Origin of the sequence: Cutibacterium sp. KBN10P07758 (assembly GCF_050286205.1) — a bacterium.
GTDB classification, from domain to species: domain Bacteria; phylum Actinomycetota; class Actinomycetes; order Propionibacteriales; family Propionibacteriaceae; genus Cutibacterium; species Cutibacterium acnes.
Window position 1 is genome coordinate 430,972 of sequence record NZ_JBNNQV010000001.1, and the last position, 21,386, is coordinate 452,357.

Consider the following 21,386-nt stretch of genomic DNA (forward strand, 5'->3'; position numbering starts at 1 on the left):
CCGACTGCAGTCGGTCAGGTGTCGTCGAGCGTCAGCCGACCTTGATGCCCTGCTTCTTCAGCTTGGCCAAGGTTGACTCCTGGGTGTCAGCCAGTGCCTTGGTAATGGGGTACGACTTTGAGACCTTGACCAAGTTGTTCTCCATGTCTTGCCCAGCTTGAACCTGGGTGGGTCCCCAAACCCAGTCGTATTTGAGGTTCTTCGCCACGTCGATGAAGGGGACGAAAACCTTGTCGTTGCTGTAGAAGGCGTCAGGTTTCTGCAGGGCCTTATTCGCCAGCCCCGTGGTTGAGGCCGGCCACAGGCCACCCTTCGAAATCAAGATCGACACGGCCTGCGGGTCAGTGCTCATCCACGTGGCGAACCTAGCGGCCGCTTCTGCGTTCTTTGAACCCTTGAGCACCACTGTGGCTGACCCTCCCATGTCGGCTCCACCGGGACGGTCCGGCCATTCTGGCAGCGGAGCAACGGCCCACTTGCCTTTCCCCTTGGGCACGTTCTGGGCGATGAGTGCAGTGTCCCAGATGCCGTAGAGTTCCGAAATAAGGGTGTCCTCATTCATCTGTTTGTACACCTGCGGGGTGTAGCCCTCGTGGACGGGAATGCTGCCTTCGTTGATGAGTTTTTGCCAGAAGTCAGCCACCTTCCTCGAGGCGGCGTCCTGAGTCATGATGACCTTTACGGTGGAATCAGTGACGTCGTACCAGCGTCCGCCTGCTTGCCGGACCAAACCAGCCAGGAAGTTCGGGTCGGAGCTGAAGTAGGTCAACGAGGCCTTCGGGTCGGCTTTCTTGACAGCCCGAGCTGCGCTGGCGAACTCGTCCCAGGTCTTGGGCGCCTTGATTTTCAACGAGTCCAATAAGGCTTTGTTGTAGATCATGGCCATTGGCGCAGTATCCACTGGGATTCCGTAGACGGCACCGCCGAGATTGACGGACTTAGCACCAGCTGCGGTGAAATTCTTGTCGACGTCACCAGCCCATTCCTTGATGTCTTGAACCGCATCTTGGATCACAAAGGAGGGCAGCGCCTCGTAACCTACCTGAGCGAGGTCGGGAGCGTTGTTGGCTTTGACCGCCGTGAGCATCTTCGGGTAAATCTTGCGACTGGCTTCGGTGGCGATCCACGTGACCTGAGTGTTCGGGTTTTTCTTATTCCACAGCTCGACGGCCTCCTTGTATCCGGGGGCCCACCCCCAAAAGGTCAACGAAACCTTCGCGTCCGAGGCGCCGCTGCTCGTACTGCTGCTGGATGCACTCTTGGATTCGCCACATGCTGCTAGAGCCATGGTCGTCATAGCGACACCGCCTCCGAGCAACAGTCCACGGCGACTGAAACTGTGCAAGTTTGCCATGTTTTGTTCCTTACTTGATTCCGCCGGTCGTTAGACCGGTCTTCCAGTAGCGCTGCAATAGAAGGAAGAGGGCCACAAGTGGCAGCACTGACAAAAAGGCCCCGAAGATGAGAATGTTGGTAGGTGCCGGGTTGCCCGTCTGAATGGTCGCTTGCCACGTGACGAGTCCGACGGCTAACGGCTGTTTCTCGGGCGTGGTCAACATCATTGTTGGCAATAGGAAATTGGCCCAGGTGCTCACGAACTGGATAAGGAACACCGTGGCCAGTGCGGGGGAGATGATGCGCAGCACGATCTTGAAGAAAATGCCGGCTTCACTCGTGCCGTCCAGACGAGCTGCTTCGAGCACCTCGGTGGGTACGGTTGCCGAGTACACACGGCACAGGTAAATGCCGAAAGGGTTGATGAGACTAGGCAGGATCATCGCCCAGATTGTGTCCACCAGACCGACCTTTGAGAACATGAGATATAACGGGACGGTCAGCAGCATGATCGGCAACAGGGTCGCCGCCAGCACACAGTTAAACACCGCATCTCGCCCACGGAACCGGAACTTGGCCAGCGCGTACCCGGCCATGGCCGAGATCAGTCCGGCACCCACCCCGGCAACTAGCGAGTAGAAGATGGAGTTTCGCAGCCAGCGGAAGTAGATGCCTCCGTCGCGGTGGACGATGTCGGTGAAATTTTCCGCAAGACTGAAGTCATGGAACCAGAATGGATTACCCGAGTACAGCCCACCGTTGCTTTTCGTGGCCGAGACGAGAAACCACCACAGCGGGGCAAGAAAATACAGCGCAGCGATGATCATGACGACCAGCATCGAGGCTCCGGTGAGGCCGAACTGTGGTTTGCCTCCCTTGCCGCGGTTGCGCTTGACCGGTGGCACGACACCTGTGGTGCCGTGGTCCGTCGACTCCATGAGGTTCTGCTCACTCATCGAAGGCACCTCCGCGGCGTGACTGTAACTTCAGGAATCCGAACGAGGCCACCAGGGTGATGACGGCAAGAATGACGCTGCGAGCAGCAGCACCGAAGTAGTCACCCGTGGTTACTAAGTTGTAGACCGCCATAATCGGGCTGAAATCGGGGTCGATGCGGGGCGCGGAGTTTCGCAGGATCGCGGGCTCGTTGTACAACTGGATGGTGCCAATAATGGAAAACACTGCGGTCATGATGACTGCGGGGCGCACCATCGGTACCTTGATCTGCCAGGCGGTGCGCCAAGAGCTGGCACCGTCGACATGGGCAGCCTCGAGGATTTCGTTGGGCGGGGCCTTCAGGGCGGAGTAGATGACCACCATGTTGTAGCCCGCAAAGCCCCATGTGATCATGTTCCCTACCGAGATAGGTACTACCGACGGGGCTAACAGGTTGAGGTTCAGACCCATCTTCTGGAACAACGAGGTGAACGGTGACAGCTGCGGCTGGAGCAGGAAGGTCCACATCAAGGCGCTGATCGCACCGGGCACCGCGTAGGGCAGGAAATAGGCCAGCTGGAATCCCTGCCGGGCTTTCACCCTACGGGCGTCCAGCAATAATGCCAGACACACTGAAAACAGCAGCATGAGCGGTACCTGGACCACGCCGATGAGCAATACTCGCCCGATTGACAGCAGAAAGTGGGAATCCTGAAAGGCTGCTGTGTACTGGGAGATTCCGGCGAACTGCGGCGCGGTGTGCCCGCTGGGGGCGTACAGGAGTTTCTTCTGTCCTGGCTTCAAGAAACTCTGCATGATCGTATAGGCGATCGGCAACACGAAGATGAAGACGAACAGCAGCAAAGCCGGGAACAGGAACAACCACGGCGCCAGCTTGGGTTGGGTGGAGGAGTGGCGGCGATGGCCGGATGTGGTGACGACTTTCATACGGTGGCTCCATCGATATCTTTGAGCAGGCGAAGCAAATTGGCGGTCAGAGACCGGTAAAAATCAGGCTCCAAGGGGTAACGGTGATCCAGATCGGCGGTGGATCCGGGGGCCAAGTGTTCGATGAGGTCGACGATGGTAGGGCGGCCGACCGCATCTTCGACACGCCGCAACAGTCGGACGTCCTCGTGGAGCTGTGCGAGAACCTTCAATCGCAGCGAAGGCACGAGGGAACCATCGACACGAGGGTAGATGACCGAGCTATCACCGGAGGGAAAAGCCAAGTCAGCCGAGGTGTCGGCGTTGGGATCGACGAGGTAGCGCGAGAACTGATCGAACCAGAAGTTGAGGGCCCAGTGCAGCAGACCGGGGGTGTGGTGCCACCACAGCAGCAGTCCCAGGGCACGTAGCCGGGTGAGCGGCATGCCGAGATGGCGATTCGGTTCCCAGAAAGTCGAGGCGCAGGAAGTGTAGACCCACATGCCGTCAAGTCCAGCGGCCTCGCACTCGAGGAGGTGTCCGTAGATGGTCACCGGAACGTCGACGACGGTGGCGAACCTCGGATCGTCCACGGCGTCGATGACGGTGGCCCCGGGGACGGTGCGACGTACCATGTCGACGGCCTTACGGTAAGAGGTGTACTGATTGGCCCGGGGCTCATCCGAGACATGCCAGTACAGTGCATCAGACCAGCCATGGCGTCGTGACCACTGGTCTAGGGCCGGCAACAGGACGGCCAGGAAATCGCGGTACCCCTCAGTAGACAGATGGGAACCGAAAAGGTGGTTGCCGTTGGCATCGTAGACGTCAGCCGGACGGTCGACTTCGCCCTGACAGAACAGGTGGGAGAACTCGAGGTGGGTGATGCCGTGACGTCGAGCGATGCGACTCCAACGATCCAGACGGTCAAAGTCGAGGCTCCAGCGGTCGCCCTGACGGTGCACGACGACTAGCTGAGTGGCCAGCGGCGGACTGGTGGGATCGACGTCGATGGGAGGGGTCAGTACAGGGGTGAACAGGGTGTCGACGCCCGCGCTGGCAGCCAGCTCGACGGCTTTGTCAATGAGGTCCCAGTGGCGCTCATCGAAGGCCTCCACGTCGGACCACGCCTGAAGCGCATCAACATGGATCCACTCGGAGTGGTGGAAGCTCGCCACGGCCCCGGTCACCGAGACCACTTCGAGGCGTTGCGTGGCGTCGGCGATGAGCCCGTCGTCGTCGACAAAACGAATGTCTAGGGTGTGACTTCCGGGGTCGAGTGGGGTCGTGAGTTCCACCACCAATGACTGCCACTGGTCAGGCAGGAACCGGGCCCCAAAGCGTCCTAGCGGGTCAAGCCGGTCGGGTACTAGGCCGGGGACGTCGATTTCGTAGACGCCACCGGATTCCGGGTAGCGCACCAGCGGGGCAGCAACCTCCATGACGCGCCAGCAGTTGGCGGCGATCTCATGATCGTCGACCAGCACCATGACGGAGGCGGTGACGCGATCGTACACATGCTCGGAGCCTTCCGTGCCACACCGGTAGGCGACTTGGCGCGCACCGCCTGATCGGAGGCGAACCATTGCTCCGATAGCGATTGGGGCACGGAGTCTGGACGTATGCGAGTGGAGAGGTCGGTTACCACCGCTGTACAGCTCTCACGCACGGCCTTCCTCCATCTTCATCGATGCGAGTTCCGTCGGGGCGACGGTGTCCACGATGTTTAGAAAGAGTAATTCGTAACTCAATCTGAGGCAAGTAAGCTGAGCCTGAAAATGGACGAATCTTCGTGGAAAGCTGGTTCCTGATGGGTCAAGGACGCTCCGACGGCGCTGAACAGCTTGGCGGCAGGTCGCTGACCGACTTGCGCGATCACAACCAGGCGGCAGTACTGGATTGTCTGGTAACGGCAACTCAACCCGTGACAATCCGACGTCTCCAGGAGCTCACCGGTCTGACCCGCCCCACCGTCAGTGCCGCCATGAACTCGCTCCTAGAACAGGGTGATGCCCTCGAGCAGGAATCGATGCACGCCGGGGGCAGGGGAGGGCGTCGCTCCCGGATGTTTACGCTGAACGCCACGAAGAGAGTTCAGGCCGGGGCGGCCATCCGATTGCAGGACGTCGAGCTAGGCCTGGCTGACTGGCACGGTGAGATGTTGATCAGCACGTCGCGACCTCTACGTGGCGGCTCCCCCGGTGCTTTGCTCGATGAAGCCCTCGACGACCTGCTACAAGAGCTGGGCCTGGATTCCGTTGACACGATGGTCATTGGTGCTCTTGGTAGCGTCGGACCCGACGGTCGGTTGCGTCACAACGAGTCCCTGCCAGAAATTTCTGACCCTGACCACTTCACTGCTCTTCATGACGGGCGTGTGGGTAATGTCATGATCGAGAACGACGCAGTACTCGCTGCTCTGGCCGAGCAGCATGTGCGTGGCCTGGCAGACACAGAATCGATGGTCTCGCTGCTCATCGATGCCTCGGTGGGAGCGGGAATCATCCTCGACGGACGCGCTATTCGCGGTTCTGCCGGGTATGCCGGTGAAATGAGTTATCTGCCAGGGGCAGGGTGGGCCACTGCGCACTTGGATCTGGTCGACGCTGCTGCCAGGCACGACGTCTCGGCCGAGGCATTGTTCGAACTTGCTGGATCACCGCACGCCCCCGTCTGGGCTGAGCAGGCCGTCGACGCTTTTGCCGACGCCATCGTCCCGGGGGTTGCTGCACTGTTGGCTGCCCTCGATCCTGGACTATTGGTTATTGGCGGCCATGCTCGCCCCGCCCATGTTCGCATCGCTCGCCGGTTGCGGGCCAGTCTTCGCGATGATCTACCTCATCTGCCATGCATTGAGGCGTCCCGAGCGGGTGCTCATGCTGTGGTCCAAGGAGCTGTGGAGCTTGCGTTGGCACAGCCGGAGGCCTCGACTCGACAAGTCTGAGCGCGGGTCTGACGGAGTTCCGAAAGAGATCTTGACAACTCTGGCGTGACGGCGTTGACTGTCACATGCCATTGGAGCCGACGACATGGTCGGCACGTCATGAGGGTCAGCAAGGCTGCTGGTTCTCACCTGATGGTCCCAGCGCCGCACCGTAGGAGAGCCGATGAGGTTTCGTACCGCTGTCACCCTGGCACTGTTTGGAGCACTCATTGGCGGTGCTCCAGGCGCAGTCGCAGCCCCCACCGCTTCTGCCACGACCACCACGACCTATGTCGATTGTTCGGCTCCCACGCCCGGCAGGGGGACCGAAACGAGCCCGTTGAACTCCCTAACCCAGCTCAAAAGTGCTTTTGGCCCAGGCAGGAAAGTGCTGTTGCGTCGTGGTAGTACGTGCGTTGGCACTGTCGTCATCAATGCCTCCGGACGCGCCGGTGCCGACACTCTGCTAGGTGCCTACGGTGCGGGGAAGGCTCCGGTGATCGACGCCAAGGCCTCGGTGCGCAATCGGCGTTCAGCTATCGAGGTCGACAACAAGTCGCATTTCGTCATCCAGGACCTCACCGTTCGCAACGGCTATTTCAATGACATCTCCGTCGAGGCGCATAACGGCGAACACATCACCGGTGTGACGATTCAGAGGGTCACCGCGCAGCAAAACGTCTGGACCGGGGGTGCCAACTCGGTCACGAAGAACATGTGGGTCATGGGCGTCGGCGGGATCTCCGTCATGCCGTGTTCGGCGAAGGCGCAGATTTCTCAGGTCACCATCAACCAGGTGGAGACCAGCCACACTCATTACGCTGGGGTGCAGCTCGGCTATCACCAGCTGTACCCGTGGTCGGATTTTGAAGCAGGGGTCGCCCGCGATGGCTATTCGGTGCCGACCTGCTTCGCTGCTGACGCCAAACCTTACCCGCACGTGACTCCGCGAGACGGCATTAAGAACGCCGTGATCGCCAACTCGTCACTGCATGACAACGACGCCATGGGAATCGGTGTCTTTGGGGCGACCGACGTCGTGGTACGCAAGAACGATCTGTACCGCAACGGCTCGGGACGCAACCCGAATCCGACCCCCGGAAGCAACACCATGAACGGCGCAGGCGCTTGGTGGGACACCACCCGGAACGTCACCGCTGAGTGGAACAACGCCTGGGGAAACCGTGAGGGGTGGACCGGCAACGATGGCACCGGCCTGGACGCCGACCGCAACACCGTCAACTCGGTGATCCAGAACAACTACCTGCACGACAACGCCAACTATGGTGTATCGGTCATCTCGGCGCAGAACAAGGCCAGCGCCACGATCCGCAACAACGTCATCGCCGGCAACGGACGCGCCTTCGGCAGTGCCCCCGAAGTGATGGTGTCGTCCTACGACGACGGCTCCGGCATTCCCGGACAGGTGAGCGGCCTGTGGATCTACGGCAACACCATCTTCCGCGCTAGCAATAAGGGAGATGGCGCGGGCATCCGATTGCAGGCCCCGTTCACGACCGATGCGAAGGTGGGCATCGTGAACAACATCATCCGTGTCAACGGTGCACCGTACAGCTTTGACGCCAACGGGAATCAAGCAGTCGGACGTCCTGGCAACGTCGTTACCCACAATCTCACTCATCCGAATTCCAACTGGCCCGGTGACATCAACGGTTTGCCGGGGTTGGCCGACGAGACCGCCCGGGCCCATGGCTGGCCTACCGGAGGCCTGTACCGACTGGGCCCCACGTCCCCCGCCATTGGCAGGGCGCTTCCGCTGTCAAATGACGTCCTGCCCGGCAATACTGCACCGATGGAAGGACTCGTCGACTTCTGGGGAATGGCGGTGCCGACCGACGGGTCCCCGTTCGCGATCGGGGCTGACATCCACCGGACGATCGTTCCGCCCACCACGGCACCCTCGTCCCTCCCGTCGATTCATGCCGGAACGGTCCCGGGGAATCCAGCCGTCGCAATCACCGCTCCGTCCGGTAAGAAAAATGTTGTCGGGTTGAGAACACTGCCCAAGACTGGTGTCTGAGCATATGAGGTGAGATGGTTCGCCCCGTACGACATCACGGCTAGGTGATTGTAGGTGCGTTCAGGTTCTGCCCGTAATGCACCGAGGTCGGTTGACGATCGATAAGCTAGGGGCTATGAGAGATCCTGCAGACATCGAGTGCTGGCTGACCGACATGGACGGCGTGCTCGTCCACGAGAACCATGAGGTGCCTGGCGCCAGCGATCTCATTAATCGTTGGGTTGACACCTCGAAGCGATTCCTGGTGCTGACCAACAACTCCATCTTCACCCCGCGTGACCTGGCTGCCCGGATGCAGGCTTCTGGTTTGACGGTGCCGGAGGACAATATTTGGACTTCCGCCTTGGCTACCGCCCATTTCCTAGCCGACCAGCAGCCCGGCGCGCGCCTATACGTTATTGGCGAGGCTGGCCTGACGACGGCCCTGCACGAGGCCGGGTTTATCCTCACCGACATCGACCCTGACTACGTCGTCCTCGGAGAGACTCGTACCTACTCCTTTGAGGCCATTACCCGGGCCGTTCGATTCATCGTCGACGGTGCCAGGTTTATCTGCACTAACCCCGACGCGACTGGCCCCAGCAAAGAGGGCCCGCTGCCTGCCACCGGTGCCGTCGCCGCGATGATCGAGGCTGCCTCGAAGCACAAGCCATACATCGTCGGAAAACCGAACCCGATGATGTTCCGCTCGGCTTTGAATCGCATTGAGGCCCACTCTGAGACCACCGCCATGATCGGTGACCGAATGGATACCGACATGGTTGCTGGTATGGAAGCTGGGTTGCTGACTGTCCTGGTGCTCTCGGGTATCACCAAGCGTGAAGAAGTCGAACAGTACCCCTACCGTCCTAACATCATTCTTGATTCGGTAGCCGACCTCAACGAGCTCATCTGAAACATCGACGAAATGCTGCGACGGCGGTGAACGTGACGTTCGCCGCCGTCGTGTCGTATCCGGACGTTCCTGGGGCTTTTACACCTGCCAGGGGATGACGACATCCTCGGGTGCCTGCGGGTGGCCATGTCCTTCGAGAACCCGCCCCCACGTCTCAACCCCGTCAGGAGCTAGATCGCGTGGCAGCCGGGCCGCGATGTCACGCAAGTGGTCCTTGAGGTGTTGCATCTCGTCCATGTCCTCGCGGGAGGCTTCTTCTTTGAGCCAGGCCTGTTCGAGTTGCCAACCGCGCACTCGAGTGCGTACCGCATCCTTGATGAGTTCGTGCTCGTCGGGGCCCGGCGTGATGTGCTTCTCTGCCGAGCACATCCAGCCGTAATCGCGGTTGATACGCAGCAATCCAGGGTCGACCGTCATCGAGTCGTGTACTGAAATCTCGGGACCGATGACGACGGCGCCAGCGTTGAGGGCATAGGCTACCTCGTCTCGCTCGGTCTCGTCAGTCAGGATCGACACCGTTCTCATTACTAGATCAAGCATGTTGCGAGAGCCAAAATCGGACTCTCGTGCGGTCCCCTGCGGCGAACACGTGATGATGTAAGGGTTCGTCACACCAAGGTGCCCGATTGCCATCTCGGCGGGCACATTTTCCCGCAGACCACCGTCGACGTAGTGCTCTCCGTCGAGGTCAACGGGACGGAAGACCCCGGGAATGGAGCAGGAGGCGAGTACCCCGCGAGAGACATCGAAGGTTGAGGAGCCGATGGGGTTGTTGTCACGGTCGACGAGCACTCCTGACTCGGTCATGTATCGCAACTCTCCGGATTCTAGGGCGACTGTGGCAATGCGTACCGACATTCCTGAGGTTGCCAATAATTCGGATTTGAAGAAGCCACGATCGAGCAGTTTCGCCAAGATAGGTCCGGCACGATAGGTTGACGCCGAGGTCTCAGCCCCTCGCACGATCGTCGAAATATCACCGCCGTCGCGACTTAATCGGGACAGGGCTGATAGCAACTGCAAGATGACACCTGGGGTCCAGGAACCACCTGTAATGGGGTCGTCACGAGTGGCGATTTCCAAGGTCCTTGCCTGACCGGTGAGGCGGTCGTCGTCACGGCCGGCAACAGGTTCTGCGGGGTCAGGGACTTTCGTCTGCTCCGGGCCGCGATGAAATGGCAAGCTCAGCCAGGGACGTTGGCTCTTTGTTTTAGCGGCTTCCCGGTTGAGCAACGACATCCATTCCGGGCCTATTTCGAGCAACCGAGAAAACCATGCCCGCGGCGTGAACATGTCGGACTGATCGGTCATCTCGAGCCACATCGCCTCTAGCTGACGCAGTGCCGCCGATTGCTTGGCTGGATCGGTCCATTGAGCCAGGGTACAGGCCACAATTGACCCGGCCGAAGTGGCCACCATCGAGGTGGGGGTAATCCCGACGACGTCATAAAGGTGCCGCAGCGCACCCATCTGGAAGGAGGCTCTGGACCCTCCCCCAGCAAGGACTAGACCCTGCTGGGGGGTTCGGCTCCCCAATCCGAATGCGAGGGTAGGGATACCGAGCCACGAGGGGAGTTCCATAGCTCAATCCTACGAGCTTCGTCGAAGCGCGCTCAGGAAGCCGCCTCGACGGTCTCTTGGATGGCCTTGATGGTGCTGGCCAGGTGCTCTTGCTCCCAGTCATCCAGCGGCACCTCGAGGATGCGTTCGACACCCGTGGCGCCGATAACGCACGGCACGCCCATAGACACGTCGCCGTCGTGACCGTATTGGCCGTGCAAGGTGGTACAAACCGGGTAGACGGCGTGTTCATTGAGGAGGATAGAGCGCGCAATGGTGATGGCCGATTGGCCGATGCCAGCGCTCGTCCAGCCTTTCAAATTGAATACGGCAGTACCGGCATCGTTAATGCGCGTGGTCAGCTCGTCGCGGTCCATCGGGTCTGCATCGAAGAGCTTGGCCAGCCCGTCGAATCCGACGCCGCCGACATTGACTCCAGTGAACATCGGGAACCCGGACGGGCCATGCTCGCCGATCATGTAGCCACGCACATAGTCTGGATCGACGCCGAGATGGTCGGCGACCACGCGACACATGCGGGCCGAATCAAGGATCGTTCCGGTGCCGAGCACCAACCCCTGCGGGTGATCGAACTCGGTGCTAGCGATATGGACCAAGGCATCAAGAGGGTTGGAGCAAATGATGATGGCTGCGTCGTGGTTGCGGCCGGTGATCTGCGTCATGGTGGAGCGGATGATCTTGCCGTTAGTGGCGGCCAATTCACGCCGTGCAGCGCCGGTTGCCGGGCCGTTGGACGCGTCGATAGACGGGCCGGCAGTCATGATGATGACGTCGGCATTAGACAGGTCGTCGTAGTCACCGGCGTACACGGCGACATTGGTGACGTTGGGCAGTGCGGTGGCGTGATGCTGATCGAGGGCCTGACCGGCGGCCAACTTCTCATTGACGTCGATGACGCAAATCTCACCGAAGAGTCCACTCATCATGGCGTCGGACAGCACTGCATCCCCGACTCGGCCGACCCCGATAATCCCGAGCTTATGTGGCTTGATGGGCATAGAAACCTCCTGCAGTCGTCACGAAGTACCTTCGCAGTACATGCTTACATCTCCATCATTCACCAGGCAGGTTTCAACTTCGTGACGCCCCTCCGCCATAGTGGTCGTGCCGTGCGGTGCGCATGGCCGTCCCTTGGTCGTTGGCTATGCCGACATTGCGTTCCGGACAGATGATTGACCGTCCTGTTTGGGGAGTACAGATGGGGCTGGGACAATGCTCGGGTGACGACGATTCCCGACATTCCCGCGGTCACCTCGCGGCACCGGCCGCCGGAGGATCTTAGCCGTTTTGCATGGTTGTCAATCGCGGCAGCCATCGCAACGATCCTGCTGAAGACCCTCGCTTGGCACATTACTGGATCGGTCGGTCTGCTCTCGGACGCTGCCGAGTCCTTGGTGAACCTTGTGGCGGCAATTATCGCCCTGGTCGCGTTGAAGGTATCGATCCGTCCACCGGACATGAATCACCAATTCGGTCACTCGAAGGCCGAGTACTTCTCAGCAGGTGCCGAGGGGATGATGATCTTCATCGCCGCCGCGGTCATCATATACAGCGCTGTTGAGCGGTTCCTCTATCCGCGCCCCATCGCGGACGCCGGTGTCGGCCTTCTCGTGTCGGTACTGGCCTCGGTCATCAACGGGGCAGTGGCGTGGGTTCTGCTTAGGAATGGTCGCAAGCGTCGATCGATGACACTTATCGCCGATGGCAAGCATCTCCTTACCGATGTGTGGACCTCCCTCGGCGTCCTGGTAGGAGTCGGACTGGTCTGGTTGACGGGGTGGCAGCGGCTCGACCCGATCGTCGCCTTCGCGGTAGGGATCAACATCCTTGTCACCGGGGCCAAACTCGTGAGACAGTCTGGTACTGCCCTGCTCGATGTCTCCTTGCCCGAAGAGGATAACGCGGCTATCCGGGACTTCCTTGCCGCCCATTCCAATGACCACCTGACGTTCCATGCGGTGCGCACCCGAGAGGCCGGGTACCGACAATTCCTCGAGTTCCACATGCTCGTTCCGGGTTCCTGGACGGTCAAGCAGGGCCATGACGTTATGGAGGACCTTATCGATGAGATCCTTGAAGAATGGCCTGAGATGAGAGTGAGCGGCCATTTGGAACCCATCGAGGACCCGCGTTCTTACGAAGATATTGACGTCTGACCCGGGTTAAGGTCGAACATGATGATTCAGTCAATGCAGCGTCTGACAGATGTGAACGTATGGAGTTGAGCGAGAGGAGCCCACGATGGCCGAGGTGAACGGCAAAGTCGTGACAGTGCCCGATTGGGACCAATACTTCCTGGGTATAGCGGAGGCTGTCTCGGCACGCGCCAAATGCACCCGTCGTCGAGTGGGGGCCTTGCTCGTCCACGAGCATCGCATCATTGCCACGGGGTACAACGGAGCTGCTCCCGGTCGTCCGGACTGTCTGGAGGGGGCTTGCCCGCGGGGCCGGCTGGATTATGGCGAGGTGCCGGCATTCTCCGACTACGACGTGCCCGGTTCCCCCGGGTTCTGCATAGCCATTCATGCCGAGATGAACGCGTTACTCTTCGCCACTCGGGATACTGCCGGGTCCACGGCGTACGTGACTGATAAGCCGTGTTCTGGCTGTCGCAAGGCGCTGGCGGCAGCTGGTGTTGTGCGGGCAGTGTGGCCCGACGGTGAGCTTGGTGAAGACGATCTGGTCAACTGGCAGCTGTGACAGCCACCGTCCTCGTCAGAAGGCCAGTCTAAGAATGTGAAACGGTGGTGCCTGGGCGAACCGGGCACCACCGTCTAATAGGTTCAATCGTTAGAGAGCTGGGAGACTTTCGGGTCCAAGGCTTTTTCCGCCTCGGCGGCGACGACCTCCAACTCGGCCCCCGTCGATGCCATGACGGCCGCGACTACAGCCCCCTCGACCAGCGGGGCAGTGGAGATCTTGACCTTGCTAGCGATATCGGCATCGAGGAGGTCTAAGGCCATCTCGGCCGAGAGAATTGCCGATCCGATGTCGACGAGAACGAGGATCCCGTCACAATTGCCCACTTTTTCGATTGCTGCGCTCACTGCGGTGGCGTCGGTACCTAACGTGGTGTCATCAAGACCGGCGGCAACTTCGATGGGTGGAATTTCCGGGCCGGGCAGCATCTGGGATGCCAGGTCGGCCGCAGCTCGGCCTAATGGGCAGCTATGGGAGACAATGACGATTCCGACGCCTTGGTCACTCATGATTGGCTCCTGATAGGCAGTGTGCTGCGGACGCCACGAGCAGGGCCATCGAGGTGGCTCCTGGGTCCTGGTGCCCCTTGCTTCGTTCTCCAAGGTATGACGCTCTGCCGCGACGAGCCACCATCTCGATAGTCGCATCGCGGCCTTCGTTAGCGGCTTCGGCTGCCTTAGCGAGCGCCTCGGCGGCAGAGCCATCGTCAGCAGCAACTTGTTTAGCGGCGTCAACGGCGGGGGACAGGGCGTCCACCAGGGTTTTGTCGCCGACCTCAGCCTTGCCACGGGCCACGATGCCAGCCAAGCCAGCGTCGAGGGCATCGGCGAGCAGCTGGGCAGTGGGCTCGCCGTCGGTTTTGATAACCGTCGATAGACGCAAGAAGAAGGTGCCGTAGAGGGGGCCTGAAGCGCCACCGACGGTGCTCACCAGCGTCATCCCCGCCTTCTTGAGGAGCCCAGCGGCAGACGCGAAGGGCTCGGGATCAAGGGCGGCCACTGCGGTCATTCCGCGAGCCATATTCGATCCGTGGTCAGCATCACCGATCTGACGATCCAGGTCAGTGAGCTCATTCGCGTGTTCCGAGATGACCGCCGAGTAGTTCTTGAGCCACTCGGAAACAGTTGCGGCAGAAATTTCAGACATCAGCATCCCCATCGAAGTCCAGGAGTCTCCACCGGGGCATCCCACAGTGTCAGGAGATCGTCGTCAGCGGAGAGTAAGGTCAAGGAACATCCTGCCATCTCTAGGCTCGTAATGTGATTGCCGACCAGGGTGCGGGCAACCTTGACGCCTTTTCCCGCCAAAATTTTGGCGATTTCTCCCCACACGAGGTACTGCTCGATGAGAGGGGTGCCGCCCATGCCGTTAAGCATGGCAATGACCGGGGTTGTAGTGAAGTCACGGTCAGCCAGGATGGGTTCGACGATCTGGGCAGCGACCTCGGCGGCAGTGCCCAACGTGGCGGTTTCGCGACCAGGCTCACCGTGGATGCCGACGCCCATTTCGATCTTGTTCTCGTCGAGGTCGAAAGTGGGCTTGCCGGCCGCCGGGACAGTGCAGGAGGTCAGGGCCACACCAAACGAGCGGCCACCGTCATTAATGCGTTGAGCAAGCTCGAGCAAGGCGTCGAGATCGCGCTTGTCCTCGGCAGCTGCGCCGAGGATTTTCTCGGCCAGCACCGTCAAGCCGACCCCACGACGCCCAGCGGTGTACAGGGAGTCCTGTACGGCAACATCGTCGGCGATCACAACGGACTCGACGCGGGTGCCAGCCTCCATCGAAGCCATCTCGGCAGCCATATCGAAGTTCATGACGTCACCGGTGTAGTTCTTAACGATGTGGAGTACGCCAGCCCCACCATCGACGGCCTTGGTGGCCTCGGTGATCTGGTCGGGGACGGGGGAGGTGAAGACCTCGCCGCAGCATGCGGCGTCGAGCATCCCCCGTCCGACGTAGCCCGAGTGCAGCGGCTCGTGTCCGGAACCGCCACCAGAGACCAGACCAACCTTTCCGTTCACCGGACAACTGGCGCGCAGCACTATGCGATGGTCGAGATCGACTTTCAGGCAGTGTGGGTGGGCGGCCGCTACGCCGCGCAGGGAATCAACGACGACATCCTCGACAGCGTTGATGAGTTTCTTCATGGCACTAGTGAACCATCTTGACCCCGGTTTTCCAGGGGCTCGATCAGATGGATTAACGCACTCACTTGCTGTGGCACAACTGGCTAACTCACTTCGTCTGCTGGACGTAGTCGATGGTTACCTTGCCGCGTACCTGTCGCAGCCACGGGGCCCGCTTGGAGGGATCGAACACGACCCGGATGCGGTCGTTGTGCATGATGACGGCGGTGATGACCACAAAGGTGATGCCTAGGCTGATGGCGCCCCAGGCGACCGTGGCGCGCGGTCCGATGGCATTGCCGATCCACCCGACGACCGGGGAGACGAGCGGGGTGCCGCCCATGACTAGTGTTGCCCACAGGCTCATGACCCGGCCACGCATGTGCGGAGTAACCGAGGTCTGCACCATGGCGTTGGCGGTGATGAGAGTCGAGATGGCTCCCCACCCGACGAACATCTTGAGCACGGCGAAGATGCCGTAATTCGGGGCCAGGGCCGACAAACCCATGCTGACGCTGTAGACCAGCAGGGCCAGCTCGACCCAGCGCAGCCGCGGCCTGCGTCGAGCCGCTCCCAGAGCGGCAACCATCGAGCCGATACCCATGAGCGAACCGAGCAGACCGTACTCGCCAGATCCCTTGCCAAAGGCCTGAGTCGCCATGACCGCATCGGAGATGTTGAAGTTGAAACCGAAGGTTCCCATCATGAACCCGATCGCCAGCAGGATGACGAGGTCGGGGCGACGCTTGACGTACCGGACGCCGTCGCGCACCCGTGCCTTCTCGGCTGAGGGTGGGGACACGTAGAGACGGTCAGCCCTGATGAACAACAGGGTTGTGATGAACCCGATGAAGCAGAGGACGTTGATGGCCATCACCCAGCCGACTCCCACGGCGGCGATGAGCAGGCCACCGACGCCAGGGCCGAGCAGGCGGGCGCCGTTGAAGGAGGCAGAGTTGAGGCTCACGGCGTTGGGCAGGTTCTTCAGTGGGACGAGCTCGGAGACGAAGGCCTGGGTGGCCGGGCTGTAGAACGCGCCGGCGAGGCCATCCATGGCTGCGATGACGAACACCATCCACAGGCGCACCGCCCCGGTGAGGACGAGGGTGGAAAGAATCGCGGCGTCAATCGCCAGAACGATCTGCGCCGTCACCATGATGCGACGCTTGGACATTCGGTCAGCCAAAGCGCCAGCCCACGGCGTGACGAGCAGGATGGGCGCGAAGTTCACCGCCATCACCCAACCGAGCACCGCCGCATTGCCGTGGGTCAGAATGACGAGCACCAGCCACGACTGGGCGGTACGGGCCATCCACTGCCCCATGTTCGTCAGGAGAGTGCCGGAGAAGTAGATCCGATAATTCGGAATGCTCAGGCTGGCGAACATGGTTCTCACGGTGACGACTCCTGCCGAACTCGAGTGGGGTATCGGGCATCTGTGATTATCCATCGTTTCTGTCACTGGTGCAGATACGGGTTGGACATGCAGCGGCGATATGGTCGCCACTGGTGCACGTTCCGAGAAGTCCTTCGGTGTGGTGCCCGCCTGACGCACGATCCGCGTCTCCACCACTGACTCAGGGAGTTGTCCATGGCCACTGCAGCCGAATGGCTAGAGGGGGCTCGTCCCCGTACCCTCCCCACCGCGATTGCTCCGGTGGTGGCGGGTACCGCGATCGCCATTGCCGACGGTGGTGCGCGGTGGGAACTGGCCACCCTATGCCTCGTGGTGGCGTTGGGGCTCGTCGTCGGGGTGAATTTCGCCAATGATTACTCCGACGGTATTCGCGGCTCCGACGGGGAGGACCGGGTTGGTCCGCTGCGGCTGGTCGGGTCAGGAGTCGCTGAACCCTCGCACGTCGAAGCTGCTGCCTTCGCGTGCTTCGGGGTCTCGGCGGTGGCCGGACTCATCATCACCATCATGACTGGACACTGGTGGTTCATCATCGTGGGCCTGGCCTGCATCCTTGCGGCCTGGTTCTACACCGGTGGTTCACACCCCTACGGCTATGCCGGGCTGGGGGAGACCTTCGTCTTCATCTTCTTCGGGCTGGTCGCCGTCGGCGGCACGGTGTACGTCCAGGCCGATCACGTCGGCACGGCTGGCTGGGTGACGGCCTGTGTCATCGGTGCGATGGCCTGTGCGGTGCTGGTGGCCAACAATCTGCGCGACATCGACGGTGATCGCGTCAGTGGCAAGCACACCGTGGCCACCAAGCTGGGCCATCAGGGGACGCGGATCTTGTACCTCGTGCTGGTGGCCCTGGCCTGCGTCGGTGTCATCGTCGTCGCGGCCCTGTCGACCTGGTGGGTCCTTCTGGGCCTGCTCATGGTCATTCTGCTCGTCTCCCCGGTGAAGGCCTTGGCCACGAAGGCCACCGGGATGGCCCTGGTGCCGGTCCTCAAGAACACCGGGCTGGCGGAGTTGCTGTGCGCTGTGGGATTTCTGGTCGGGGCGATGCTGGATCGGCCGTTGTGACCCACTCTTGACAGGCTGTCTTAGGTTAGGTAACCTAAGTATCACACGCCGCAGCGCAGCGGGCGATCAAGAATGGAGGCTTTAGCCATGTCCGTTAATAGGAAAATAGTTGGGGGGGGGGTCGTGGCGGCGTGTATGGGTGTCACTGTTTTGGCGGCAGCGCCGGCGCCGTCGAAGGCTGTGTTGGAAATGTATGCCGACTCGAATTTCCATGGTCTCATTGCGAAACAGACTAAGGTAGGTTACTATAACTTTAACAAAAATCAGAATGATTCTCTCAGTTCTGTAAAAAATCAGACTCCTTATGGTGCCGCATTTTGGTATGATGTAAACCAGAAGGGGCATTGCTGGGATTATAAGCCGTGGACGAATGATTCGTCGTTCTGGTGGAAAGATCATGATGAAGCCTCATCCTATGGATTGGGTCATCGGTGCTGACATCGCAACGACAAGGCCTTGAGGGGGTGGCTCACCCCCTCAAGGCCAGTGATGTCCATGTTTCCTATGTTAAGGGTGACGAGGTACTCAAAGGTGTCGATCTTGTGCTGCACACCGGTGAGCTGATACTCGTTCGCGGAGTGAGTGGTTCCGGAAAGACAACCCTGCTCAATGTGCTCTCTGGGCTCCTGTCTCCATTGCGCGGGACGGTGTGCATCAACGGAGTGGACATCACGAAAATCTCAGAATCACGACGGGACGCCATTCGTCTTCATGAAATGGGGATGGTTTTTCAGCATCATGGGCTCGTCCCCGATTTTACGTCCCGTGAGAATATTGAGCTTGTCCTGCGGGCGCGTGAAATTAAAAATTCTGCGGCCATTGCCATGGATGCTCTCAAAGAGGTGGGGGTCGCTGAATTGGCAGATCGACGCCCTGCTGAGATGTCTGGGGGTCAGGCTCAGCGGGTGGGGATCGCCCGTGCGATTGCTGGCGGTCATCGAATCGTGCTCGCCGATGAACCGACTGGCCAGCTCGACCGGGCCAATACTGACATGATCTTCAAGGTCTTGCGTCACATCGTCACCGACGGTGCTGATCGTGCAGTCCTGCTGTCCTCCCATGATCCGCGAGCCTGCGACTATGTCGACCGGGTTCTCGACATGGAGGACGGGGTTCTCGAGGAGGTATGAGATGTGGATCGTCCACGTCACCCGGCTCGTCGTGTCGAACTGGCGGACGTGGCTTCGCGTCATTCCGCTGGCTCTGGTCGTTGTAGCTCTGACTGTCTCCAGCGGCATCACCAATGCTCGGCAACTGTCCGATGAACAGAAGAACATCGCGAGCTACGGCTCCACCAGCGGTCTCTTCTCGCTGCAGGAAGACGTGCCTCCAGGTACCCCCGTACCGATACCCCGTAATAACACGTTGCAGGCATCGGCGCCCTTTCCCCAGCTCTACAGCAATATCAACCTTGTACAGTACGATGACGTCGCCTACCAAGAGATGCCCATGGCCGGTTCGGCCACGCAAGGTCGCTATCGGCTGACCTCGGGTCGCTGGCCGGCGAAGGCCGGGGAGGTTCTGGCCACCAGTACTCTTGGCGCTGATGATGGATCGCGGTTGTCTGCCAAGGCAGGTGATCTCCACCTCACGGTCACCGGCCATGTCGAAGCCGTCTACGATCGGGCTGCGACCTTGGTTCTTGCGGCTCCAGGCACATGGCAGTCATGGCGGATTTCCCGCGATGACGCTGGACGTGCCGGTATCAGGGGCAATGGGCAAATTGGGTTCACCTCCCAGGAGCCCGGTGACGTATGCAGTCTCCTCGCCGAGACCCTGAAGCTTGCAGGTGACTGCGATACCACACAGACCCGTTCTGCCAGCGAAGCTCACGGGCTGACGCCGAAGGCATTCGTGGATCAGAACCTGGCATGGCTGGTGTTTGGCCTGCTGGGGGCAGTCGTGTCCGGCGCGGCACTGACGGCCCTACTCAGACGCATCGCATCCCCCCTTCTGGCTATCGGGGTACGCCGTCGATCGGTATCGGCCATGAGTAAGACGGTGGCCCTCCTCGTTGCAGAAACCGTCTCGCTGATGTCTGTGGCCCTGGGCCAGGCGGTGGTCGCTGCGGCGCGGTGGTACATGGCCCCCAGGGCTTCTGCTCCGTTGGGGCCTTGGCGATTCCCCACGGTCCCGTTGGTGATGGCATTGGTCATCGGGGTACTTCCTGCGGCCATGGTGAACATGGTTCCCTCCCGTCGTAAGACCGTGAAGCGGCGAGGGATCAACATGAACACGGCTCGTCGGCTGGGGTGGGCGGCTCTGGTACTGGGCTGCGCAGTGTGCCTGTGGGGTCTCCTGGGGGCTGACGCAACCTTCACCGCGGTCGCTGTGGTCGCTGGGATGTGTGCAGTGGCCGGTGGTTTGGGGGCACCCTTCGTGCTCTCTCGTCTGGTCCGGACACATCGCCCCGTAGGCCGGGCTCTTGCTGCTCATCGAGCTCTTTCCAGCCGGGGCGGGTGGCATTGCGTCTTCGCAGGTGTGGCGGCGGGTCTGGTCACCGCAACCGCTACCGGGCTTCTCATCGTTTCAGCGTTGTTCTCCCAGGCCAACGGGCAGACGAGCACCGGTATGCCCCCGGGGATGGCCTTGCTCCATGTCTCGATGGAGGGTGTGCCCGCCCTGGAGTCGGCTCAGGTCAAGCAGTTTTCCGATGCCCTGGAAGGCGCCAAAAACATCACCGTCCACCAGGTCGATGACGCCAACATCAGCGGATCATGGTGGTATTTCTCCAAGGTTGACGATGTTGCGGTCGTCACAAAGCTTGACGACGCCCAACGTGACGTCCTTGTATCAGGCGGGTACTTGACCAATGATCCCTCCAGGGCCGACCCGGCACACACCGTCGGGCTGACGGATGATCTGAGCTGGGTCAAGCGCATCTCCGTGCGTCCGAAAGCAGGAATACCACGAGGCGCTGGATCGGCGATTCTGTTCACAGGGCTGACCCCCGATCAGGATCGACTGACCAACGAGTGGGCGCAGGCGCACGGGTTGGGGGAATTTTATGTCATGGCCCCCCGAATCCTCGGTGATGTCCCGCTGCCAACGATCACCATCGTCGCGACCGTCACCTTCATCGTGTTGTCGGCCATCATGGCGGGCCTGTTGGCGAAGGAGGAGAGAGCCGCCAACAGTGATCTGGTGACCAGCCTCAAACGCATCGGATTGGGCAGGCGTTGGGTGGACCAGGTCATCCTTGTGGAGGTGGCTACCACAATGCTGGCCGCCCTGATATGCGGGGTGATCTCCTCGGTTGTCGCGGTGTGGCTCACAGGCAGGATCCTGTCGGGAGCCTTGGACCTGCTTGGGGCCGCGTGGTGGGTCTTCGGTGCGTTGGCCGCCGGGATGTTCGGTGGATCCTTGCTGGGGGCCGCCATCCATCGCCGTTACCACTTCGACATGAGAGCTACCTGATCCACGACCCCGTGACACCGCTGCGG

General features: G+C 60.7%; 20 protein-coding genes. 10 read left to right on the forward strand and 10 right to left on the reverse strand.

Going from position 1 to position 21,386, the window contains the following annotated elements:
• Nucleotides 1–31 precede the first annotated feature (31 nt).
• The 4 genes from ACOYO3_RS02140 to ACOYO3_RS02155 are packed head-to-tail and all read right to left on the reverse strand — an operon-like array spanning nucleotide 32 to nucleotide 4,784.
• Nucleotides 32–1,354, reverse strand: coding sequence for an ABC transporter substrate-binding protein (locus ACOYO3_RS02140; RefSeq protein ID WP_002518033.1), 1,323 nt, complete (start codon nucleotides 1,352–1,354; stop codon nucleotides 32–34).
• A gap of 10 nt (nucleotides 1,355–1,364) precedes the next feature.
• On the reverse strand, nucleotides 1,365–2,291 hold the full coding sequence (locus tag ACOYO3_RS02145; protein WP_002515383.1) for a carbohydrate ABC transporter permease: 927 nt from the start codon (nucleotides 2,289–2,291) through the stop codon (nucleotides 1,365–1,367).
• Nucleotides 2,284–3,219 (reverse strand): carbohydrate ABC transporter permease, encoded by a 936-nt coding sequence (locus ACOYO3_RS02150; RefSeq protein WP_002525664.1) that lies wholly within the window; start codon nucleotides 3,217–3,219, stop codon nucleotides 2,284–2,286. The genes ACOYO3_RS02145 and ACOYO3_RS02150 overlap by 8 nt, the downstream gene beginning before the upstream one ends.
• A complete protein-coding gene (locus ACOYO3_RS02155; protein ID WP_002525663.1) occupies nucleotides 3,216–4,784 on the reverse strand; it encodes a DUF4091 domain-containing protein in 1,569 nt (522 codons plus the stop codon). The genes ACOYO3_RS02150 and ACOYO3_RS02155 overlap by 4 nt, the downstream gene beginning before the upstream one ends.
• Nucleotides 4,785–5,008: 224 nt before the next feature.
• Between ACOYO3_RS02155 and ACOYO3_RS02160 the strand changes: the two genes are divergently transcribed.
• The 3 genes from ACOYO3_RS02160 (at nucleotide 5,009) to ACOYO3_RS02170 (ending at nucleotide 9,057) form a co-directional block, all read left to right on the forward strand.
• Entirely contained in the window at nucleotides 5,009–6,142 is a 1,134-nt protein-coding gene (locus tag ACOYO3_RS02160) for an ROK family transcriptional regulator (RefSeq protein ID WP_002524491.1), read from the forward strand.
• A 163-nt stretch (nucleotides 6,143–6,305) separates the two neighbouring features.
• Complete coding sequence (locus ACOYO3_RS02165; protein ID WP_002524492.1) at nucleotides 6,306–8,162, forward strand: right-handed parallel beta-helix repeat-containing protein; 1,857 nt, start codon at nucleotides 6,306–6,308, stop codon at nucleotides 8,160–8,162.
• Between the two features lie 76 nt (nucleotides 8,163–8,238).
• Nucleotides 8,239–9,057, forward strand: coding sequence for an HAD-IIA family hydrolase (locus ACOYO3_RS02170; RefSeq protein WP_002518039.1), 819 nt, complete (start codon nucleotides 8,239–8,241; stop codon nucleotides 9,055–9,057).
• A 78-nt stretch (nucleotides 9,058–9,135) separates the two neighbouring features.
• On the opposite strand, the gene ACOYO3_RS02175 is transcribed toward ACOYO3_RS02170, so the two are convergent.
• Both ACOYO3_RS02175 and ACOYO3_RS02180 read right to left on the reverse strand, forming a co-directional pair.
• Nucleotides 9,136–10,638 (reverse strand): patatin-like phospholipase family protein, encoded by a 1,503-nt coding sequence (locus ACOYO3_RS02175; protein ID WP_002515399.1) that lies wholly within the window; start codon nucleotides 10,636–10,638, stop codon nucleotides 9,136–9,138.
• A 32-nt stretch (nucleotides 10,639–10,670) separates the two neighbouring features.
• Complete coding sequence (locus tag ACOYO3_RS02180; RefSeq protein ID WP_002524493.1) at nucleotides 10,671–11,636, reverse strand: L-lactate dehydrogenase; 966 nt, start codon at nucleotides 11,634–11,636, stop codon at nucleotides 10,671–10,673.
• Between ACOYO3_RS02180 and ACOYO3_RS02185 the strand changes: the two genes are divergently transcribed.
• The 3 genes from ACOYO3_RS02185 (at nucleotide 11,619) to ACOYO3_RS02195 (ending at nucleotide 13,338) form a co-directional block, all read left to right on the forward strand.
• The gene (locus tag ACOYO3_RS02185; RefSeq protein ID WP_002515398.1) at nucleotides 11,619–11,810 is read left to right on the forward strand and encodes a hypothetical protein; all 192 of its coding nucleotides are present in this window, start codon (nucleotides 11,619–11,621) and stop codon (nucleotides 11,808–11,810) included. The two genes, ACOYO3_RS02180 and ACOYO3_RS02185, sit on opposite strands and share 18 nt — an antisense overlap.
• A complete protein-coding gene (locus ACOYO3_RS02190; protein WP_002524494.1) occupies nucleotides 11,811–12,794 on the forward strand; it encodes a cation diffusion facilitator family transporter in 984 nt (327 codons plus the stop codon).
• A gap of 85 nt (nucleotides 12,795–12,879) precedes the next feature.
• On the forward strand, nucleotides 12,880–13,338 hold the full coding sequence (locus tag ACOYO3_RS02195; RefSeq protein WP_002514951.1) for a deoxycytidylate deaminase: 459 nt from the start codon (nucleotides 12,880–12,882) through the stop codon (nucleotides 13,336–13,338).
• Nucleotides 13,339–13,421: 83 nt separating this feature from the next.
• Here ACOYO3_RS02195 and dhaM read toward each other — a convergent pair whose 3' ends face one another.
• The 4 genes from dhaM to ACOYO3_RS02215 form a co-directional block, all read right to left on the reverse strand.
• Nucleotides 13,422–13,847 carry a dihydroxyacetone kinase phosphoryl donor subunit DhaM gene (gene dhaM / locus ACOYO3_RS02200; protein WP_002514950.1) on the reverse strand — a complete coding sequence of 142 codons (426 nt, stop codon included), beginning with the start codon at nucleotides 13,845–13,847 and terminating at the stop codon, nucleotides 13,422–13,424.
• Entirely contained in the window at nucleotides 13,840–14,496 is a 657-nt protein-coding gene (gene dhaL / locus ACOYO3_RS02205) for a dihydroxyacetone kinase subunit DhaL (RefSeq protein ID WP_002520112.1), read from the reverse strand. Before dhaL ends, dhaM begins: the two co-directional genes overlap by 8 nt.
• On the reverse strand, nucleotides 14,484–15,485 hold the full coding sequence (dhaK, locus tag ACOYO3_RS02210; protein WP_002518009.1) for a dihydroxyacetone kinase subunit DhaK: 1,002 nt from the start codon (nucleotides 15,483–15,485) through the stop codon (nucleotides 14,484–14,486). The genes dhaL and dhaK overlap by 13 nt, the downstream gene beginning before the upstream one ends.
• A gap of 88 nt (nucleotides 15,486–15,573) precedes the next feature.
• On the reverse strand, nucleotides 15,574–16,851 hold the full coding sequence (locus ACOYO3_RS02215; RefSeq protein ID WP_002520111.1) for an MFS transporter: 1,278 nt from the start codon (nucleotides 16,849–16,851) through the stop codon (nucleotides 15,574–15,576).
• 204 nt (nucleotides 16,852–17,055) lie between these two features.
• On the opposite strand from ACOYO3_RS02215, the gene ACOYO3_RS02220 reads away from it, so the two are divergent.
• From ACOYO3_RS02220 to ACOYO3_RS02235, 4 genes are all read left to right on the forward strand, one after another.
• The gene (locus tag ACOYO3_RS02220; RefSeq protein WP_002515366.1) at nucleotides 17,056–17,943 is read left to right on the forward strand and encodes a 1,4-dihydroxy-2-naphthoate polyprenyltransferase; all 888 of its coding nucleotides are present in this window, start codon (nucleotides 17,056–17,058) and stop codon (nucleotides 17,941–17,943) included.
• A gap of 72 nt (nucleotides 17,944–18,015) precedes the next feature.
• Nucleotides 18,016–18,381, forward strand: coding sequence for a hypothetical protein (locus tag ACOYO3_RS02225; RefSeq protein ID WP_002525907.1), 366 nt, complete (start codon nucleotides 18,016–18,018; stop codon nucleotides 18,379–18,381).
• Nucleotides 18,375–19,073 (forward strand): ABC transporter ATP-binding protein, encoded by a 699-nt coding sequence (locus ACOYO3_RS02230; RefSeq protein WP_002518024.1) that lies wholly within the window; start codon nucleotides 18,375–18,377, stop codon nucleotides 19,071–19,073. The genes ACOYO3_RS02225 and ACOYO3_RS02230 overlap by 7 nt, the downstream gene beginning before the upstream one ends.
• Before the next feature lies 1 nt (nucleotide 19,074).
• Nucleotides 19,075–21,360, forward strand: coding sequence for a hypothetical protein (locus ACOYO3_RS02235; RefSeq protein WP_002524496.1), 2,286 nt, complete (start codon nucleotides 19,075–19,077; stop codon nucleotides 21,358–21,360).
• Nucleotides 21,361–21,386: the final 26 nt, after the last annotated feature.

Excerpts from the sequence above, each read along its gene's own strand:
- ACOYO3_RS02140 (WP_002518033.1), bottom strand. The coding sequence starts at position 1,354 with ATGGCAAACTTGCACAGTTTCAGTCGCCGTGGACTGTTGCTCGGAGGC.
- ACOYO3_RS02145 (WP_002515383.1), bottom strand. The coding sequence starts at position 2,291 with ATGAGTGAGCAGAACCTCATGGAGTCGACGGACCACGGCACCACAGGT.
- ACOYO3_RS02150 (WP_002525664.1), bottom strand. The coding sequence starts at position 3,219 with ATGAAAGTCGTCACCACATCCGGCCATCGCCGCCACTCCTCCACCCAA.
- ACOYO3_RS02155 (WP_002525663.1), bottom strand. The coding sequence starts at position 4,784 with ATGGTTCGCCTCCGATCAGGCGGTGCGCGCCAAGTCGCCTACCGGTGT.
- ACOYO3_RS02160 (WP_002524491.1), top strand. The coding sequence starts at position 5,009 with ATGGGTCAAGGACGCTCCGACGGCGCTGAACAGCTTGGCGGCAGGTCG.
- ACOYO3_RS02165 (WP_002524492.1), top strand. The coding sequence starts at position 6,306 with ATGAGGTTTCGTACCGCTGTCACCCTGGCACTGTTTGGAGCACTCATT.
- ACOYO3_RS02170 (WP_002518039.1), top strand. The coding sequence starts at position 8,239 with ATGCACCGAGGTCGGTTGACGATCGATAAGCTAGGGGCTATGAGAGAT.
- ACOYO3_RS02175 (WP_002515399.1), bottom strand. The coding sequence starts at position 10,638 with ATGGAACTCCCCTCGTGGCTCGGTATCCCTACCCTCGCATTCGGATTG.
- ACOYO3_RS02185 (WP_002515398.1), top strand. The coding sequence starts at position 11,619 with ATGTGGCTTGATGGGCATAGAAACCTCCTGCAGTCGTCACGAAGTACC.
- ACOYO3_RS02180 (WP_002524493.1), bottom strand. The coding sequence starts at position 11,636 with ATGCCCATCAAGCCACATAAGCTCGGGATTATCGGGGTCGGCCGAGTC.
- ACOYO3_RS02195 (WP_002514951.1), top strand. The coding sequence starts at position 12,880 with ATGGCCGAGGTGAACGGCAAAGTCGTGACAGTGCCCGATTGGGACCAA.
- dhaM (WP_002514950.1), bottom strand. The coding sequence starts at position 13,847 with ATGAGTGACCAAGGCGTCGGAATCGTCATTGTCTCCCATAGCTGCCCA.
- dhaL (WP_002520112.1), bottom strand. The coding sequence starts at position 14,496 with ATGGGGATGCTGATGTCTGAAATTTCTGCCGCAACTGTTTCCGAGTGG.
- dhaK (WP_002518009.1), bottom strand. The coding sequence starts at position 15,485 with ATGAAGAAACTCATCAACGCTGTCGAGGATGTCGTCGTTGATTCCCTG.
- ACOYO3_RS02215 (WP_002520111.1), bottom strand. The coding sequence starts at position 16,851 with ATGTTCGCCAGCCTGAGCATTCCGAATTATCGGATCTACTTCTCCGGC.
- ACOYO3_RS02220 (WP_002515366.1), top strand. The coding sequence starts at position 17,056 with ATGGCCACTGCAGCCGAATGGCTAGAGGGGGCTCGTCCCCGTACCCTC.
- ACOYO3_RS02225 (WP_002525907.1), top strand. The coding sequence starts at position 18,016 with ATGGAGGCTTTAGCCATGTCCGTTAATAGGAAAATAGTTGGGGGGGGG.
- ACOYO3_RS02235 (WP_002524496.1), top strand. The coding sequence starts at position 19,075 with ATGTGGATCGTCCACGTCACCCGGCTCGTCGTGTCGAACTGGCGGACG.